Genomic DNA, 17,623 nt, shown 5'->3' on the forward strand with positions numbered 1-17,623 from the left:
TGTGCTTTTTTAACGGCGCTCTTTACCTCACATTAAGCCCTGCGGCGCGAAAAAGACCTTAACCCTTTGTTGGAAGGTCTTTGAAAATGAGCACGGCCCAGCTGACGCTGGCCAAGGCGCAGGCAGTGCGCGCCGGTCAGCATGTTGATCAACCAGTCGGACGTATCCTGATGGATGTTGCCGCGCTCGATGCGGCGGACCTCAGCGCGGCGTTGATCGAGCATGCGTCGCACGGCGCGCCGGTTGCGGATACACTCACCGCGAGTGGCGTCATTTCCCGCCCCCAGGTCGTGCATGCGCTCGCCCGGCGCCATGCCGCGCTGCACCTCGACAGCACGGCGACGCCGCCCGATCCGGCGCTGGCCTGCGCCCTGCCCGTCGACTTTTGCCTCGCACATGGCGCGATGCCCTGGGCAAAGATCGGTGACGCGACCCTGATCGCCACCGCCTATCCCGAAAAGTTCGCCGAGCTGCGCGCAGAGCTGCCGGATCACCTGCACCCGGTCATCATGGGGGTCGCGTCAGAGGAGGACATCCAGACGACGCTTGCGACCTGGCACCGCGATGTGCTTGTGGCCGCGGCCGAGACCGAGATGCCCGAGGCGCTGAGCTGCCGCACGCTGGGGCAAGGCTACGGCCTTCGGCTGGCGCCGCTGCTGTTTTGTGCGGCCTTCGTCGCGACTTTGCTTTACGACGCACGACTCCTCTTTGGGGCTCTGGCGATCTGGGCGGTCGGCTCACTGATGCTGGCAGCGTTTCTTAAGATCTCGGCCTTTACCGCGCATTTCTTTGCGCGCCGCGCCGAGGGGCTGCCGGTCTTCTTCCACCGCCCCAAGGTCTCCATGCTGGTGCCGCTCTTTCGTGAGACCGGCATTGCGCTGGACCTCATCGAACGGCTGAAGCGGCTGGCTTACCCCAAGGCGCTGCTCGATGTCGTGCTGGTGCTCGAGGAGGAGGACACGCAGACCCATGACCTGATCGCGGGCGAGGAGTTGCCGCCCTGGATGCGCGTGATCACCGTGCCGAAGGGTGAGGTCACCACCAAGCCGCGCGCGCTGAACTACGCGCTCAAGTTCTGCCGGGGCAAAATCGTCGGCATCTGGGACGCCGAGGATGCGCCCGAGCCGCACCAGATCGACAAGGTCGTCGCCCGCTTTGCCGGAGCGCCGCGCGAGGTCGCCTGCCTGCAGGGCATCCTCGATTTCTACAACCCGCACGCCAACTGGCTCTCGCGCTGCTTTGCCATCGAATACGCCACGTGGTTCCGGGTGATCCTGCCCGGCCTCGAGCGGCTGGGCTTTGCCATACCGCTGGGCGGGACAACCGTGTTCTTTCGCCGCGACGCGCTGGAGGAGGTGCATGGCTGGGACGCGCACAACGTGACCGAAGACGCCGACCTCGGCATGCGGCTCGCGCGCTACGGCTACCGGACCGAGATGATCGCAACCCACACCGACGAGGAGGCATGCAACCACTTCTGGCCCTGGATCAAGCAGCGCTCGCGCTGGCTCAAAGGGTACATGGTCACCTATCTCGTGCACATGCGCGCGCCCGTGCGGCTGCTGCGCGAGCTCGGCGCTTGGAAGTTCCTTGGCTTCCAGGTCTTTTTCCTGACGTCGCTGTCGCAGTTCCTGCTGGCGCCGGTGCTGTGGTCGTTCTGGCTGGTGCTGCTGGGTTTCGCGCACCCGCTCGAGCACTGGATCAGCACCCAGACGATCTGGCACATCGGACTTGCGTTCCTTTTGTCCGAGATCACCTCGATCCTGATCGGGATGTTCGCGGTCTCGCGCACGCGGCATACGGGGCTGGCGCCGTGGGTGCCGACGCTCATGTTCTATTTCCCGCTGGGCTGCGCCGCGGCCTACAAGGGCCTGTTCGAGCTGATCCAGAAGCCGTTTTACTGGGATAAGACCACGCATGGCACGCATGTGACGCCTGCGGAGTAACCTCGCACACGAGCTAACAATTTCGATAACGGAAGTTTACGCGCCGACCCGAGGGGTGGCGCAATCGCGCCGCCCGTTTTGCCAAAGGCAAACCTTCGGTTTGATGGGGGCGGGTCATGCCGGAGGCATGCCTTGGGCATGACGCGGCCTGACGGTACCCGTAATGCGGGCGCTTCGGATCAAAGCGGGTAATAAATCGGCGAAAGTGTCTGCGACCCTAAGCCCGTCAACCGCTTTCCTGCTCTTGCCGCAGGCGCGTCGTAAACGCGATGGAGATATGATCACGCAGCGCCCGGTACGCGGCCGCCTCGTCCTTCTCCGCAATCGCCGCCACAATCGCTTCGTGCTCGGCCAGCGCAGCCGGCCCCCGCCCCTCAGCCGCAAGCGACGTCGTGGCAATCAACGCCATCGAGCGGTGCACGAGGTCGAGCTGCCGCACCAGAAACCGGTTGTGCGACGCCAGGTGGATCTGCTTGTGAAACCGCCGGTTCGAGCGCGAGAGCGCTTCGGGGTCATCGACCAGCGCGCGGTCCTCGGCCACCATGTCCTGCAGGAGGCGCACCTCCTCGTCGGTTGCGTGTTTGGCCGCTAATCGCGCCGCCAGCCCCTCGAGCTCGGAACGCACGACATAAAGCTCGGAGAGCTGGTTGTGGTCAAGCGAGGCGACGATCAGGCTGCGCCCGTCCCGCGACAAAAGCGATTGCGTTTCAAGCCGTTGCAGCGCCTCGCGGATGGGCGTGCGCGACACGCCGAACCTGTCGGCCAGATCGCTCTCCACCAGACGGTCGCCGGGACGATACTCCCCATCATCGATCGCCTTGAGAATCAGTTCATAAGCATCACGCGGCATGGGCCTGGACCTGGCACTGTTGGAGGGCTTGGCAAATGTGTCAACTAAACCTGACATCTTGCGACACTAGCCGAGCAATGCAATGTCAATCAAGCGCGCAATTGAGCGGGAGACGCGATTAACTATGACATACCAGCTTAAACCGCCCTTTGATCGTGTGACAACCTGGGTGTTCGACCTCGACAACACGCTTTACCCGCCCCGGATGCGCCTCTTTGACCAGATCGAGCGGCGCATGACGGACTTCATCATGCGCGAGCTGGGGATCGCGGAGGCGGCGGCCTCCGAGTTGCGGCAGATGTACTGGGACAAGCACGGCACGACGCTGGCGGGGCTGATGGCCGAGCATGGCACCGATGCGATGACCTTTCTGCACGACGTGCACGACATCGACTTTTCCGTGCTTGAGCCTGACCCGCTCCTCACTGCGCAGATCACCGCGCTGCCCGGGCGCAAGATCGTCTACACGAACGGCGATGCAAAATATGCAGACCGCGTTCTTGCCGCGCGCGGGCTGGAGGGTGTGATGAACGCCGTTTACGGCGTGGAGCATGCGGGCTTTATCCCCAAACCCGCCCGCGCGGCGTTCGACACGGTCTTTGGCCTCGATGGTTTCGATCCAAGCGCAGCGGTGATGTTCGAGGACGAGGCGCGCAACCTCAAGGCGCCGCACGAGATGGGGCTGGTGACGGTGCACATCGCGCCCGCGCCGGTGGAAGCGTCCTACATCGACCTGCACGCCGCCGACCTTTCCGAATGTCTCACCAGCCTCAAAGCTGCGACACCGGGTCCCGCGTGATGGTCAACGTCGCCCCCGCGCCATAGGTAAGGGCCATGAGACAGACCACCGACATCCTCGTATCCGGCGGCGGGATCGCCGGGCTCGCGGCCGCCATCACCCTGGCCAAGGCCGGGTTCGACGTCCTCTGCGTCGACCCCGTGGCCCCGATCACCAACGCAGACGAGACCGGCGCCGACATGCGCTCCACCGCGTTCCTGCAACCGGCGCGCGCGCTCCTCGAGGACGCCGGCATCTGGGCGCATGTGGACGCCGAGGCGACGCCGCTCGAGGTGATGCGCCTGATGGATGCAGGCTCCGAGCCTGCCAAGACGCGCGACTTCGTGGCCTCCGACGTCTCGGAGGCGCCTTTTGGCTGGAACGTGCCGAATTGGCTGATGCGCAAGGCTTTGGTGGCGGAGGTGGAGAACACGCCCCGCCTCACCTTCGAGCCGGGTGTCGGGGTCGCCTCGATGCTCGCCCGCTCCGCCGAGGCCCTAGTGCAGCTGACGGATGGACGGCAAGTCCTGGCCAAGCTGGTGGTCGGCGCCGACGGGCGCAACTCTCCAGTGCGGAACGCCGTGGGCATCGGCGCCAAGACGCACCGCTTCGGTCAAAAGGCGCTCGCGTTTGCCGTCACCCACCCGATCCCGCACGAGAATGTCTCGACCGAGATCCACCAGGCGGGCGGTCCCTTCACGCTGGTCCCCCTGCCCGACCGCGACGGACGGCCTGCCTCCGCAATTGTCTGGATGGACCATGGGCCCGCCGCGCAAGAGCATTATGCGCTGGACCTCGAGGCGTTCGAGGCGCGGATGTCCGCGCGGTCTCATTACGTGCAGGGCCCTTTGAAGCTGGCCTCGCAGCGCTCGATCTGGCCGATCATCGCGCAGCTGGCTGACCGCCTAGACGGTCCCCGCACCGCGCTTGTGGCCGAAGCCGCGCATGTGGTCCCGCCGATCGGGGCGCAGGGCCTCAACATGTCGCTGACGGATATTGCGATGCTGCGCGACCTGGCGGGCGAGGCAGCGGACCTGGGCGGCGCCGACATGCTCACGCGCTACCACAAGGCGCGCTACACGGACATTGCGGCGCGTGTGGCCGGGATCATCGCGCTCAACCGCGCGTCGATGGCCGGTCAGCCCACGGTCCAGCAGCTTCGCGCCGGCGCCATGACCGCGCTGCACGACGTCGCGCCGGTGCGTAAGACGGTCATGCAGCTGGGTTTGGGGACGAAGAAGCTGAGTGCTTAGAGCGGGCGCCCACCACTTTATGGTGTAAAAACAGCTGTTCACGCGCCGTACCGCGGGGTGGCGCAATCGCGCCGCCCGTTTTGCCGGAGGCAAACCTACGGTTTGACGGGGGCGGGTCGGCGCGGCCTGACAGTAGCCTGTCAGGCGGGCGCTCTGTTTTGAGCGGTGGTTCTCATTTCCCTTAGAGCACCTTATCGAGCACCCGCGTCAGCCGCGCGAGCGTGACATCGGTGTCATAAAGCTTGTCGAGGCCAAAGAGCCCCAAGCGGAACGTCTTGAAGTCCTCCGGCTCACCACACTGCAACGGCACACCCGCGGCGATCTGCATCCCCTCGGCGGCAAAAGCCCGCCCCGACTGGATCTCCGCATCCGCCGTGTAGCTCACCACCACGCCAGGCGCGCCAAAGCCATCGGCGGCAACCGACCGCACGCCGTGTTCCTTGAGCCAGGCGCGCACCGCGTCGCCCAGCCGCCACTGCGCCTCGCGCAGCCGCTCGAACCCGTATTCGCGCGTCTCCAGCATCGTGTCGCGGAAGGCGCGCAGCGCGTCCGTCGGCATCGTCGCATGGTAGGCGTGGCCGCCCTTCTCGTAAGTCTTCATGATGTCGTGCCACTTGCGCAGATCGACGGCAAAGCTGTCCGATTGCGTCGTCTCGAGCACGTCCACAGCGCGCTGCGACATCATCACCAGACCCGCCGACGGCGAGGCCGACCACCCCTTTTGCGGGGCGGAGATGAGCACGTCGACGCCGGTCGCCTTCATGTCGACCCAGGCGCAGCCCGACGCGATACAGTCGAGCACCATCAGCGCGCCGACCTCATGCGCCGCCTCGGCGAGTGCCGTCACATAGGCGTCCGGCAGGATCACCCCCGCAGAGGTCTCCACATGCGGGGCAAAGACGACGTCCGGCTTCTCGGCACGGATGCGCGCGACCACTGCGTCGATGTCCGCAGGCGCAAAGGGCGCACGCGTGTCGTTGCCGGTCTGGCGCGCCTTCATCACAATCGCCTCGGCGGTCAAACCGCCGGTCTCGATGATCTGCGACCAGCGGTAGGAGAACCAGCCGTTGCGCACCACGAGCACGCGCTTGCCGCGCGCAAACTGCCGCGCGACCGCCTCCATCCCGTAGGTCCCGCCACCCGGCACCAGTGCGACGGCATCGGCGGCATAGACCTCCTTCAACATCGACGAGATGTCGTTCATCACGCCCTGAAAGACCTGCGACATGTGGTTGAGCGAGCGGTCGGTGAACACCACCGAGAACTCCTCCAGCCCCTCGGGGTCGACCGAAACGATATCCTTCATGTTTTGTCCTCCATCTGCCGGGCGCATCTGCCCGCTCCCATCAAGGTCCAAGGGCGTACCCGCCACGCGCCCGCCTCGCAAGTGCAACGGCGCTTGCACCGCGCGCCCCGCTCGGCCAAAACGTCGCAAAGAGATCGCGCGCGAGCAGCATGATGAAAAAAGTTTACTCCATCGGCCTTCACAAGACCGGATCGACCTCGCTCCAGTGGTTCTTGATGCACAACCAGTGGGCGCTCGCCGAGGCCGGGATCCTCTACCCGCCGGTCGAGCCGAAAGGCGTTGCGCGCATGCTCGCCGCCGGCACAGGCCGTCTCGCGGACCCGTCCAAGGCCGAGCTGAACGAGTACATGGCGCACAACGCGCTCGCCTACCGGATCCTCTCGGAATCCCGTCAGGACTTTGAATTTCCATCCGTACACGGCCCGATGCCCGCCGGGTTTGTCGCGCTCGAGCTGGTCACGCAGATGATCCGCACGCTCTCGCCCGACGCACTGGTCTTCGCCTCCGAAGACCTCGCGCGGCTGTCGCTTTTTGCGCCCAACTCGCTCGAGCGGTTCCGCACGCGGTTCGGTCCCAAGAACACCACCGTCCTCTGCACGATCCGCCGGCCCGACCAGGCGATCACCGCCTGGCAAACGCAGATGTTGCGGTTCGGGATCGAGGTCCCGCGCCTCTGGGACACCGATATGGAGGATTACGTCCACTCGGTGCATTTCAACTACGCCGCGGCGCTCGCGCCCTGGATCGAGACCTTTCCCGAACTGACGCTAGATGTGCGCCCCTATTCCGAGGTCGTCGCCATGGGCGGCGCGATCGAGTACTTCGGCTGGGCCTCCGGTCTCGACTTTCCAGACACGCTCGAGCCGACCGAGAACCGCAACATCGGCCTTCATCCGGCGGTGTTCGAGATCGCCCGGCTCGCCAACAACAGCCTGAAGAAAAGCGACGGCGCGCAACTGCGCAATTGGCTCGAGCAGGCGCAAAGCCGCATCAACCTGCCCGATGCCGCCTCGGTGGAAATGCTGGGAGACGTCGCGCGCCAACACCTCGCCGCGCAGTTCCACGAGATCCACAACTACCTGTCGTTCGTCTCCGGGCGCGAGGCGTTTTTCGAGGACCTCGACGAGATGCTTGAGACCGCTCCGCTGTCGTTCGTCGAGGCCGCGCAAGAGGCGCTGCCGGACCTCATAGCAGACGCGCAGGAGACCCTGCACGAAGGCGCGCCGCGTGACTTCCTGATGTCGCTGCAGACCGCCGATTGGGGCTGATCAGCCCAGCGGCCCCGGCCGCCGCTCCTCGCTGAGCAAGACATTCGCCTCCACCGAACCGACCCCCGGCAGCGTCATGATCCGCCGGCGCAGCACCCGCTCGAAATCGCTCAGGTCTCGCGCCACCACGCGCAGCCGGTAGTCGTACAGCCCTAGAACGTGCTCGACCGTCTGCACTTCGGGGATCGCCGTCACGGCGCGCTCGAAATCCTCAAGGCTCACGCGGCCCTTGGTGCCCAGCTTGACGCCCAGAAAAACGGTCACGCCGAACCCCAACCGCTCGGCATCGAGCTCCAACCGCCGCCCCGCGATCACGCCGGCCTCCTCGAGCCGCCGGATCCGCTTCCACATCGCCGGCTGGCTCAGGCCGAACCTGCGGCCCAGCGCGCTGGCCGACTGCGTCGCATCCTCGCTCAGCGCGCGCAGCACCTTGCGATCCAGATCATCGAGCGCGATCACAGCGGCAACGCCTCCTCGTGGTAAAGCCGCTTGACTAGCATCAACGCCTCGATGTCCGCGATATGCGGCAGCGCGAGGATCCGGTCGCGGTAAATCGCCTCGTAATGCGCCATGTCCCGCGCCAGCACCGAGAGCCGCACGTCGACGCGCCCCAGGAACGTCTGCAGTTCGATGACCTCAGGGATGCCGCGGGCGGCGGCCAGGAAGGCGTCGAATGCCCGCACCTCGCCCTTGTCGAGCGTGATCCTGAGGCTGACCTCGACCGCATAGCCCAGCGCGGCCCAGTCGATGACCGCGCGCACGCCGCGCACGACACCCGCCTCCCGCATCCGCTCGAGCCTGCGCCAGCCCGCAGCGCCCGACAGGCCCGCGCGCTCCGCCAGCTCCGCCGCTGACGCCGCCGGGTCCGACTGGTAATAGCGCAAGAGCCGCCGATCCATGTCGTCAAGAATGATTTCCTCAGCCATTCCGAAAACCACGAATAACTCTTCTTCGGTTTCCCAAATACCTAAAATCCCTGCAAAGACAATCCACGCCGCGCCGACGATAAAGCGCCCAGCATTCAGTAGGAGAGACAGAGATGCGCGTTTACTACGACCGCGATTGCGACGTGAACCTGATCAAGGACATGAAGGTCGCGATCCTCGGCTACGGCTCCCAAGGCCACGCCCACGCCCTCAACCTGCGCGACAGCGGCGCCAAGAACGTCGTCGTCGCCCTGCGCGAAGGTTCGGCCTCCATCGCGAAAGCCGAGGGCGAAGGGCTCAAGACGATGGGCATCGCGGAAGCGGCTGCCTGGGCCGACCTGATCATGTTCACCATGCCCGACGAGCTGCAGGCCGAGACGTACAAGAAATACGTGCACGACAACCTCAGGGACGGCGCGGCCATCGCCTTTGCCCACGGCCTCAACGTGCACTTCGGCCTCATTGAGCCCAAACCCGGCGTCGACGTCATCATGATGGCCCCCAAAGGCCCCGGCCACACCGTGCGCGGCGAATACACCAAAGGCGGCGGCGTGCCCTGCCTTGTGGCGGTCAACAACAACGCCTCAGGCCGCGCGCTCGAGATCGGCCTCAGCTACTGCTCGGCCATCGGTGGCGGCCGCTCCGGCATCATCGAGACGAACTTCCGCGAAGAGTGCGAAACCGACCTCTTTGGCGAGCAGGCTGTGCTCTGCGGCGGCCTCGTCGAGTTGATCCGCATGGGCTTTGAAACGCTGGTCGAGGCAGGCTACGCGCCCGAGATGGCCTATTTCGAGTGCCTGCACGAGGTGAAGCTGATCGTGGACCTGATCTACGAGGGCGGCATCGCCAACATGAACTACTCGATCTCGAACACGGCCGAGTATGGCGAATACGTCTCCGGCCCGCGGGTCCTGCCCTACGACCAGACCAAGGCCGAGATGAAGGCGATCCTGCGCGACATCCAGACCGGCAAGTTCGTGCGTGACTTCATGGCCGAAAATCAGGTGGGTCAGCCGTCCTTCAAAGGCACGCGCCGCATGAACGACGCCCACCAGATCGAAGAGGTCGGCGAAAAGCTCCGTGCCATGATGCCGTGGATCTCCGACGGCAAGATGGTCGACAAGGCCCGCAACTAAGCGCGGGATGCGTAGGGTGGGCAACTTGCCCACCCTACCTCAAACTCAGACGTCTGCCGGGGTCCCGGAGGACGATTTGTCCTTGGCCAGCGTCGATTTGGGCGCGCTTGCATCGTCTTTGCGCGCGGCGACGTCGGACTTGCCCTTGAGGGCAAAGATCAGAAAGCCGAGAATGGTGATGAGCGCCAGGATTGGCACAATGAATGGAACATCCATGGGTCGTCTCCTTATGCGTGAACTTGGCCGCCCAACGGCTCCGGCCTGCGTTCCGTTCCGACGCCATCCCGCATGAGACCCTCCGCCGCAGTGCAAGCCCCGCAGATCACCGCGACCTCCTTTGCCCTCATCGGCGTGCTCAGCCTCACTTGGGGCGGCGCTTTTCTGGCGATGGAGATGGGGCTCGAGGGTGTGCCGCCCTTTTGGCTGGCCGCGAGCCGCATCCTCCTGGGCTCGCTCGTGATGGGGCTGATCATCCTCTGGCGCCGCGCGCCGCTCTTTCTCGATGACAGCCCCCGTCCATGGGGGGCGCTCTGGACCGTCGGTCTGCTCAGCTCGGCGATCCCCTTTGGCCTTCTTTGCTGGGGGCAACAATACACGACCTCCGGTTTTGCCGGCGTGAGCATGGCCGCCGTCGCGCTCTTTGTGCTGCCGCTTGCGCATGTGCTGGTCGCGTCCGAGCGGATGACGGCGGGCAAGACGCTGGGCTTCGTGATCGGCTTTGTCGGGGTCTGCATCCTGATCGGCGCGCAGGCGTTCGACACCACCGGTGCCGCGCTCGAGCCCTATGGCCGCCTCGCCTGTCTCGGTGCTGCGGGTTGTTATGCGCTCAGCTCGGTGCTGATGCGCCGCCTGCCGCCCGTGGACCCGGTGGTTCTGGCGGGCGTTTTGTTGATGATCGGAGCCACGGTCTCGGTCCCGCTCGCCTATATGATGGAGGGCACCCCGCCGATGCCGCAGGGCGCCTCGCTCTGGTGGGTGCTCTACCTCGGCCTCGTGCCGACGGCCTTTGCCAACGTGTTGCGCGTGGTGCTGGTGCGCAGCGCCGGGCCGGTCTTCATGTCGCTGGTCAATTACCTCGTGCCGCTCTGGTCGGTGCTGCTCGGCTGGGCGGTGCTGAGCGAGCCTTTGCCCTCATCGTTGCTGCTGGCGCTGCTGTTGATCCTTGCGGGCATGGCGCTGAGCCAGCGGGAGACGTTGGCGAAGTTGGTGGGGCGGTAGGGCCAGCACCTTCAGCTAAGTCGCAATCGCTTAAATCAAAGCACCCGCCTGACGGGAACCGTCAGGCCGCGCCGACCCGCCCCCGTCAAACCGAAGGTTTGCCTTCGGCAAAACGGGCGGCGCGATTGCGCCACCCCCGTGACGGCGCGTGCACATCCGTTTCGTTTACCTAAACCGCCGCCTCTACCGCATCCACCACACGGTCAACAGCCTCTTCAAGCGTCTGGCTGTTCTCGCACTCCGCCATCACGCGGATCAAAGGCTCGGTCCCCGACTTGCGGATCAAAAGACGCCCCTGCCCTGCCAGCTGCGCCTCCGAGGCGGCGATGGCGTTCTGCACGCCAGATGTCTCGAGCGGCGTCTGACCCACGCCGTAGCGCACGTTCTTCAAAAGCTGCGGCACCGCCTCGAACTGCTGCACCAGCTCCGAGGCCGGTTTGCCCGTGCGCCCCATCTCCGCCAGCACCTGCAGCCCGGCCATCAGCCCATCACCGGTCGTGGCGTGGTCGGTCATCACGATATGGCCCGACTGCTCGCCGCCGAGGTTGAAGCCGTGCTCCCGCATCGCCGCGACGACATACCTGTCGCCGACGCCGGTGCGATGCAAGGCCAACCCGCGCGCGGCCATGAACCGCTCGAGCCCGAGGTTCGACATCACCGTGGCAACCAGAGTGCCGTGACGCAGCCGATCTTCCTCCGCCCAGCGGGCGGCAAGCAGCGCCATGATCTGATCGCCATCGGCTACCTGCCCCTGCGCGTCGAGGATCAGCACCCGGTCCGCGTCGCCGTCGAGGCAAATCCCGACATCCGCGCCATGAGCGACCACGGCCTCGGCAGCGCGCTGAGGCTTGGTCGAGCCGCAATTGGCGTTGATGTTGACGCCATCTGGAGACACCCCCACCGGGATGACCTCCGCGCCCAGCTCCCACAGCACTTCGGGCGCCGCCTTGTAGGCCGCGCCGTTGGCGCAGTCGATCACCACCTTGATCCCGTCGAGGCGCTGGCCGTAGGGGAACGTGCCCTTGACCCGCTCGATGTAACGGAAAAGCCCGTCGTCGATCCGCCGTGCGCGGCCGATCGCGCCGGCGTCCACGGGCGAGACGCCTTCGGCGATCAGCGCCTCGATCTCGGCCTCGGCTTCGTCCGAGAGCTTGAACCCGTCGGGGCCAAAGAACTTGATGCCATTGTCTTCGGCGGGGTTGTGGCTGGCAGAGATCATGATCCCCAGATCAGCCCGCATCGAGGTCGTCAAAAGCCCCACCGCCGGGGTCGGCACGGGCCCCAGCAGCAGCACGTTCATGCCGGTCGAGGTCAGGCCCGCGGTCAGCGCGTTCTCGAACATGTAGCCCGACAGGCGTGTGTCCTTGCCGATCACCACCCGGTGCGCGACGCTGGTGTCGCGGCGAAAGTAGCGCCCGACCGCCGCGCCGATGCGCAGCGCCATCTCGGCGGTCATCGGGTGCTGGTTGGCGGTGCCGCGCACGCCGTCGGTGCCAAAAAGTTCACGCGCCATGGTCTGCCTCGCCTGTCTTGTTGGTGTCGCCTTCCGCGCCCATCGTCACCGCTTGCCACAACTTGAGCGCCTGGGCGGTGTCCTTGACGTCGTGTACACGCAGCAGCTGCGCGCCCTGCGCCGCCGCGGCAAGCGCCACCGCGACCGAGCCTCCCAGCCGCTGGGACGCCTCTGGCGTGCCGCTGATCCGCCCGATGAACCCCTTGCGCGAGGCGCCGACCAGAACGCAGCACCCCAGCGCGTGAAAGAGCGCGAGCCCCTCGAGCAGCGCGAGGTTGTGCGCCTGCGTCTTGCCGAATCCGATGCCGGGATCGACGACGATGTCGCCGCGCGTCAGGCCAAGCCCTTCGAGGTATGCGATCTGCACTTCGAGGAAGTCGTAGACGTCGAGCAGAACATCGTCATAGCGCGGGTTCTCTTGCATGGTCTGCGGATCGCCTTGCGCGTGCATCACGCAGACCTGCACGCCGCGCGCGACCGCAAGCGGCGCGAGGGCTGCATCGAAGGTAAAGCCCGACACGTCGTTGATCATGCCCGCGCCAAGGGTGGTGGCCACTTCGGCCACGCTGGCCTTGCGCGTGTCGATGGAGACGGGGATGTCGCTGCGGTGCCGGAGGGCGCGCAGGACCGGCTCGATCCGGGCGATCTCCGCCTCGAACGGCACGGGCGCGGCGCCGGGACGCGTGGATTCGCCGCCGATGTCCAGAAGGTCAGCGCCTTCGGTTGCCATCTTGACCGCCGCGGCAGCCGCGCGGGCGGGGGCGGAGTGCAGACCGCCGTCGGAAAAGCTGTCCGGCGTGACGTTGAGGATACCCATGACGTTTGGTCGGGACATGTCGAGCCCCATGATCGGCACCCGCGCCGTCGTCAGGCGCGCCCGCTGCGGTTGGGGTATATTCTCGGCGGCGATGCGCCGGGGCGGCTCCGTCCGGCTCAGCACCAGCGCCTCGGTAAACCACTGACGTCCGCCGGCAAGCGTCAGGGCCTCCGGGGGCCGGTGCGGGCCCGATTGCACAAGAGGGCGGACGTACATCGCCGTCAGCCCAGGTCCGCGAGCCGGGAGACATACGCCGGCTTGCCCGCGGGCTGCGCCTCGGCAGGCAGCGCGCCGTCTGTCGCCACAAAGCTGACCCGCGCATCGCCAAGCGTTTCGGCAAGCCAAAGCGCGAGGACTTCGGGCGCGTGGCTGACCGGGCCGTCCACGGCGTCGAGCACCATCTTGGAGGGCGCCCAGACGCAGATCTGGCCGTTCTTCATCGCCCAGTCGAGCTCGGTCCGGGTCCCGACCACAACGCAGCGGTCGTCATGGGCGGCGAGCATCCAGGCATTCTGCTCGATCGCGAGGAGGTTGATCCGCCGCTGAACCATCTTGTGATCCGTGGTGGGCGGCGGCGCTTCGGGCGCCCCAACACAAAGCACCAGCGGCGTCACTTCGGGATCGACCGTGTCGAGCCAGTCCACCACCCCGGACCCGAACCCGGTATTGCCGAGGAAGACGACATGGGGCGCAACCGGGTCTGGCTCCACCGCGACGGGGGTGACTTGCGCCGCAGCGCGCACGATCTCGACCCCGAGCGCGCCGGGACCCCGGTCGAGCTTTTCGATCCGCACAAAGACGCGCAGCGCCTGCGGCTCGATCAGGATGCGCTCGGCCACACGCTCGGCCAGGGTTTCGAGGAGGTTCAGCCGCTCGGCGGCCAGCTCGGCGGCAATCGCCTCGGTCACGCGGTCATAGCTGAGGATGGTGTCCACATCGTCCGTCTCGGTCACGTCGCGCGCGGCGACCTCGACGACGACGTTGAAGCAGATGCGCTGGGTGGTGCCACGCTCGGCCTGAAAGGCGCCGATCTCGACCTCGACAGTGTGATCGCGCAGCGAGATGCGGTCCGGCATCGCCGCGCCCGTCGTCGCCCGCGCCCGCGCCACCGGATGATCGAAGGCGTGCGTGATGTCCTGGCTCATGCCGCTATGCCCCTATCCCACTTGCACTTGGCTCACGGGTTAGGCCGAACGGAGGCGAAACGCACGCAAAAACCGCCGGCGCGCGGAAAGGTCAGCGGGGATCAGCCGCGGCGGTAAAAGACGTGCACGCCGATCCGGGTGGTCCGGTCAAAGACGCGCGACCAGCTGGGGCGCACGGCGGTGGTGTGGTAGAACGTGGCACCCTCGGTGAGCGGGCGCCTCGCGCCGTCGAGGATCGCGCGCGCCACCTTGCCGACGCGTTGGTAGGCGCGCGGCTCGGCGATCGTCTCGGGCAGGCCGTCGCAGGTGTAGGTGAACTGGCAGGCGTACTTGCGCCCGGTGCCCTGGTTGATCACGCCGCAAAAGCTGTCGGGGAACCGGCCGCTGTCGACGCGGTTGGCGATCACTTCGGCCACGGCGAACTGCCCCTTGAGCGTCTCGCCACGCGCCTCGAAGTAGAGCGCTTCCGTCAGGCACTTCCACTCGGCGCCGCCCGTGGCGCGCGGCTGCGCGGCCAGCCAGTCGGCCGTGTAGCGCACCGATGTGCGTCCGGTGTCGGCCAAAAGGCCCTCGGGCCGCTTGCGCGGCTTGATCAACGCCTTGAGCACCCGGTCGGGCTGAGCGGCCAGAGCGGCAGCCTCCAGCGAGACAAGCGCCTCGATCTGGCGCAGCGCGTCCTGCGCCATGGCCCCGGTGGCCAGCAAAGACCCGACGATCAACCCAAATATCTGACGGCGCATGACAGCACGCTCCCTCAACGTTCAGCAGTTCCGGCGCTGGCCTTACCTCAAATGACAAGCCTGAGTCCACGCAGGCGGTGGGCGCATATCCGCCACCTTAGCGCAAGCGCGAAAAAACGCAAAATGTCGCGGCGGAGCTGTGGATAACTACCGAATGTTGGGGGTAACAGCCAACTGCGCCGCGGCCAGTCGCGCGACCGGCACCCGGAAGGGCGAACAGGAGACGTAGTGGAACCCCGCGTCCCGCGCGAAGGCAATCGATTCGGGCGAGCCGCCGTGCTCTCCGCAGATCGAGAGCGTGATGTCCGGCGCCGCCCGGCGCCCGCGCTCGGCGGCCATCGTCAAGAGCTCTCCGACCCCGTCGCGGTCGAGCGTGTGGAAGGGATCCTCCGGGAACACACCCTGCTGCACGTAGGCTGACATGAACCGCCCCGCGTCGTCGCGGCTGAGCCCGTAGGTCATCTGCGTCAGGTCATTCGTGCCGAAGGACAGGAACGCGCAGTGCTGCGCGATCTCCTCGGCGCGGAGCGCGGCGCGGGGCGTTTCGACCATCACGCCGAGGCTGTAGTCGAAATCGACGCCCATCCGCGTGCGCACCTCCGCGGCCACCGCGTCGATGCGCGTCTTGACGAGCTCCACCTCGCGCTTGGCCGTCACGAGTGGGATCATGATCTCAGGCACAACCGCCGCGCCCACGTTGGCCGCCGCCGTCGCCTCGAAAATGGCGCGCGCCTGCATCTCGTAGATCTCGGGCACCGCGATCCCGAGCCGCACACCCCGCATCCCCAACATCGGGTTGTACTCGGTGAGCGCCTCCACGCGCCGGGTGATGTCCGACAGCGGCAGATCCAGCGCCTCGGCCAGCGCCTGGTGCCCGGCGCGGTCGCTCGGCAGGAACTCGTGCAGCGGCGGGTCGAGCAGACGGATGCAGACCGGCTTGCCCGCCATGATTTTGAAAAGGCGCGTAAAATCCTCACGCTGCATCGGCAGCAGCCGCTCGAGCGAGGCACGCCGGTCCTCGGAGGACCCGGCAAAGATCATCTCGCGCATGACCGTCAGACGGTCGTCCTCAAAGAACATATGCTCGGTCCGGCAGAGGCCAATCCCGTCCGCCTTGAAGGCGCGGGCCGTCTTGGCGTCCTCCGGCGTGTCGGCGTTGGCGCGCACCGCCACGTCGCGAACGTCGTCCGCCCAGCCGAGCAGCGTCTGGAACGCGTCATCGAGCGCCGGCTCGATCAGCCTAGGCGCGCCTGCCAGCACGTCCCCGGTCGAGCCGTCGAGCGTCACCGTGTCGCCCTCGCGGATCACCCGCCCGTCGGGCGCAATCAGCTGCCGGCGCCGGGTCTGGAACCGGATGCTCGAGGCGCCCACCACGCACGGCAACCCAAGCCCGCGCCCGATGACGGCGGCGTGTGAGGACATCCCGCCCCGCTCGGTCAACACCGCGCTCGCCGCGTGCATGCCGCGGATGTCCTCGGGCGACGTCTCCCGCCGCACCAGGATACAGGGCTCGCCCTGCGCCGCACGCGCCTGCGCCGCCGCCGCGGTAAAGACGATGACGCCAGAGGCCGCGCCCGGGCTTGCCGCGACCCCGCGCCCCAGCACATCACGCGGCGCATTCGGCGCAACCTGCCGGTGCAACAGCTCGCTCAGCGCGCGCGGCTCGACGCGGCAGATCGCCTCCTCGCGCGCGATCACGCCATCCTCGGCCAACTGCACCGCGATGCGCACCGCTGCCCGGTTCGACCGCTGCACCCGCACGCCATCGAGGATCGCGACCCGCCCGTTTTCGATGGCGAACTCGCACTGCATCTCCTCGCGCAGGCGCTGGCGCATCAGCACCGAATAGCGCTTGAGCGCGTCAAAGGCGTCCGGCAGCTGCTCTGCGAGCGAGGGACCGCGCGGGTCCTTCTCGAGATAGAGCACGTCCGCCCCCGCATTGAGCGCCTCGCGCCCCTGCGCCCGGCCCGCATAGCGCCCGGTGATCTGCGGCAGGCCGGTGTCGGAATTCACGAGCTGCATCACCCCCGCGCCGCTGTCGCCCGGCCCGGCCGACTGCGCCATGTGCTGCACGATCAGGCCCAGCCCCGCGTCCGCCGGCGCGCCCTTGGCCTGCCGCAAAAGCCGCGCCGTCGTGCCCTGCCAGGCCCGCGCCATCGACCGCAACACGCCGATCAGCTGCGTGCCGGGGTCCTGCGGAAAAGGCTCCTCGTACTCGTCCTCGTATGCGCGGAGCGCATCATAGAGCGCCTCGGCCGGCGGGCTTTCGGCGTCCTCGAACATGTCCGGGTCGAGCCGCGCGACGTGCACCGCGTAGGTTTGCACAAATCGCAGGTACATGCGCGCCGCGGTCTCGGCGCCAAACGTCTCTGCCAGCTGCGCGTGCTTTTCCTCGGTCATACCGACGTTGAGGATCGCGCCCGGACCGCCCCAATCGGGATCTTCGGACGACGGACGCACGCACAAAAGCGCGCCCGGCTCAAACTGCGACAGGATCACCGAAGGGTCCGGCATCACCCCGTTTGCGATCCCAAGCACCGTGTCAAAGCTGAGCGCAACCGTCGTCGGCACCGGCAACTCGAGCCGCACCAGCCGCTGCAGACACTTGGCCCGCCCGCCATGCGTCGCCGTCGCAATCGGGGCGGTCGGGGTCACCAGCGTGATAGACGGGGCCTGAGGCATCAGCGCATCCTTTCGCAGCCGCAGCATAGACAGGTGGACTTGTCA

16 protein-coding genes are annotated in these 17,623 nt (G+C 66.8%); 6 read left to right on the plus strand and 10 right to left on the minus strand.

What is annotated here, in order from left to right; all coding sequences use genetic code 11:
* Positions 1 to 86: 86 nt before the first annotated feature.
* Positions 87 to 1,946, plus strand: a complete 1,860-nt coding sequence (locus tag ACU0B3_RS10635) for a glycosyltransferase family 2 protein (RefSeq protein WP_446260833.1) — start codon at positions 87 to 89, stop codon at positions 1,944 to 1,946.
* A 226-nt stretch (positions 1,947 to 2,172) separates the two neighbouring features.
* Here ACU0B3_RS10635 and ACU0B3_RS10640 read toward each other — a convergent pair whose 3' ends face one another.
* Positions 2,173 to 2,796 (minus strand): GntR family transcriptional regulator, encoded by a 624-nt coding sequence (locus ACU0B3_RS10640; RefSeq protein WP_446260834.1) that lies wholly within the window; start codon positions 2,794 to 2,796, stop codon positions 2,173 to 2,175.
* Between the two features lie 124 nt (positions 2,797 to 2,920).
* Here ACU0B3_RS10640 and ACU0B3_RS10645 point away from each other — a divergent pair, with 124 nt between their 5' ends.
* Together ACU0B3_RS10645 and ACU0B3_RS10650 are read left to right on the plus strand one after the other, a co-directional pair.
* On the plus strand, positions 2,921 to 3,595 hold the full coding sequence (locus ACU0B3_RS10645) for a pyrimidine 5'-nucleotidase (RefSeq protein ID WP_446260835.1): 675 nt from the start codon (positions 2,921 to 2,923) through the stop codon (positions 3,593 to 3,595).
* 35 nt (positions 3,596 to 3,630) lie between these two features.
* A complete protein-coding gene (locus ACU0B3_RS10650) occupies positions 3,631 to 4,827 on the plus strand; it encodes an FAD-dependent monooxygenase (RefSeq protein WP_446260836.1) in 1,197 nt (398 codons plus the stop codon).
* A gap of 181 nt (positions 4,828 to 5,008) precedes the next feature.
* Here the strand turns inward: ACU0B3_RS10650 and ACU0B3_RS10655 are convergent, their stop codons facing one another.
* A complete protein-coding gene (locus ACU0B3_RS10655; RefSeq protein WP_446260837.1) occupies positions 5,009 to 6,133 on the minus strand; it encodes an aminotransferase class V-fold PLP-dependent enzyme in 1,125 nt (374 codons plus the stop codon).
* A gap of 152 nt (positions 6,134 to 6,285) precedes the next feature.
* Between ACU0B3_RS10655 and ACU0B3_RS10660 the strand changes: the two genes are divergently transcribed.
* Complete coding sequence (locus ACU0B3_RS10660) at positions 6,286 to 7,401, plus strand: hypothetical protein (protein ID WP_446260838.1); 1,116 nt, start codon at positions 6,286 to 6,288, stop codon at positions 7,399 to 7,401.
* Here the strand turns inward: ACU0B3_RS10660 and ACU0B3_RS10665 are convergent, their stop codons facing one another.
* Positions 7,402 to 7,860, minus strand: a complete 459-nt coding sequence (locus ACU0B3_RS10665) for an Lrp/AsnC family transcriptional regulator (protein ID WP_446260839.1) — start codon at positions 7,858 to 7,860, stop codon at positions 7,402 to 7,404.
* A complete protein-coding gene (locus ACU0B3_RS10670) occupies positions 7,857 to 8,312 on the minus strand; it encodes an Lrp/AsnC family transcriptional regulator (protein WP_446260991.1) in 456 nt (151 codons plus the stop codon). The genes ACU0B3_RS10665 and ACU0B3_RS10670 overlap by 4 nt, the downstream gene beginning before the upstream one ends.
* Before the next feature lie 128 nt (positions 8,313 to 8,440).
* Here ACU0B3_RS10670 and ilvC point away from each other — a divergent pair, with 128 nt between their 5' ends.
* Positions 8,441 to 9,463 carry a ketol-acid reductoisomerase gene (ilvC, locus tag ACU0B3_RS10675; RefSeq protein WP_446260840.1) on the plus strand — a complete coding sequence of 341 codons (1,023 nt, stop codon included), beginning with the start codon at positions 8,441 to 8,443 and terminating at the stop codon, positions 9,461 to 9,463.
* Positions 9,464 to 9,508: 45 nt separating this feature from the next.
* On the opposite strand, the gene ACU0B3_RS10680 is transcribed toward ilvC, so the two are convergent.
* Positions 9,509 to 9,679, minus strand: coding sequence for a hypothetical protein (locus tag ACU0B3_RS10680; protein ID WP_446260841.1), 171 nt, complete (start codon positions 9,677 to 9,679; stop codon positions 9,509 to 9,511).
* A 72-nt stretch (positions 9,680 to 9,751) separates the two neighbouring features.
* Between ACU0B3_RS10680 and ACU0B3_RS10685 the strand changes: the two genes are divergently transcribed.
* Complete coding sequence (locus ACU0B3_RS10685) at positions 9,752 to 10,681, plus strand: DMT family transporter (protein WP_446260842.1); 930 nt, start codon at positions 9,752 to 9,754, stop codon at positions 10,679 to 10,681.
* A gap of 169 nt (positions 10,682 to 10,850) precedes the next feature.
* Here the strand turns inward: ACU0B3_RS10685 and glmM are convergent, their stop codons facing one another.
* The 5 genes from glmM to ACU0B3_RS10710 all read right to left on the minus strand — a co-directional run bounded on the left by glmM (position 10,851) and on the right by ACU0B3_RS10710 (position 17,578).
* Positions 10,851 to 12,194 (minus strand): phosphoglucosamine mutase, encoded by a 1,344-nt coding sequence (glmM, locus tag ACU0B3_RS10690; protein ID WP_446260843.1) that lies wholly within the window; start codon positions 12,192 to 12,194, stop codon positions 10,851 to 10,853.
* Positions 12,184 to 13,227 carry a dihydropteroate synthase gene (folP, locus tag ACU0B3_RS10695; RefSeq protein ID WP_446260844.1) on the minus strand — a complete coding sequence of 348 codons (1,044 nt, stop codon included), beginning with the start codon at positions 13,225 to 13,227 and terminating at the stop codon, positions 12,184 to 12,186. The genes glmM and folP overlap by 11 nt, the downstream gene beginning before the upstream one ends.
* Positions 13,228 to 13,232: 5 nt before the next feature.
* Positions 13,233 to 14,156, minus strand: coding sequence for a dihydroneopterin aldolase (locus ACU0B3_RS10700; protein WP_446260845.1), 924 nt, complete (start codon positions 14,154 to 14,156; stop codon positions 13,233 to 13,235).
* 101 nt (positions 14,157 to 14,257) lie between these two features.
* Positions 14,258 to 14,896 carry a cell wall hydrolase gene (locus ACU0B3_RS10705; protein WP_446260846.1) on the minus strand — a complete coding sequence of 213 codons (639 nt, stop codon included), beginning with the start codon at positions 14,894 to 14,896 and terminating at the stop codon, positions 14,258 to 14,260.
* 147 nt (positions 14,897 to 15,043) lie between these two features.
* Positions 15,044 to 17,578 carry a putative PEP-binding protein gene (locus tag ACU0B3_RS10710; protein WP_446260847.1) on the minus strand — a complete coding sequence of 845 codons (2,535 nt, stop codon included), beginning with the start codon at positions 17,576 to 17,578 and terminating at the stop codon, positions 15,044 to 15,046.
* Positions 17,579 to 17,623 lie beyond the last annotated feature (45 nt).

It is taken from the genome of Pseudaestuariivita sp., assembly GCF_052825805.1.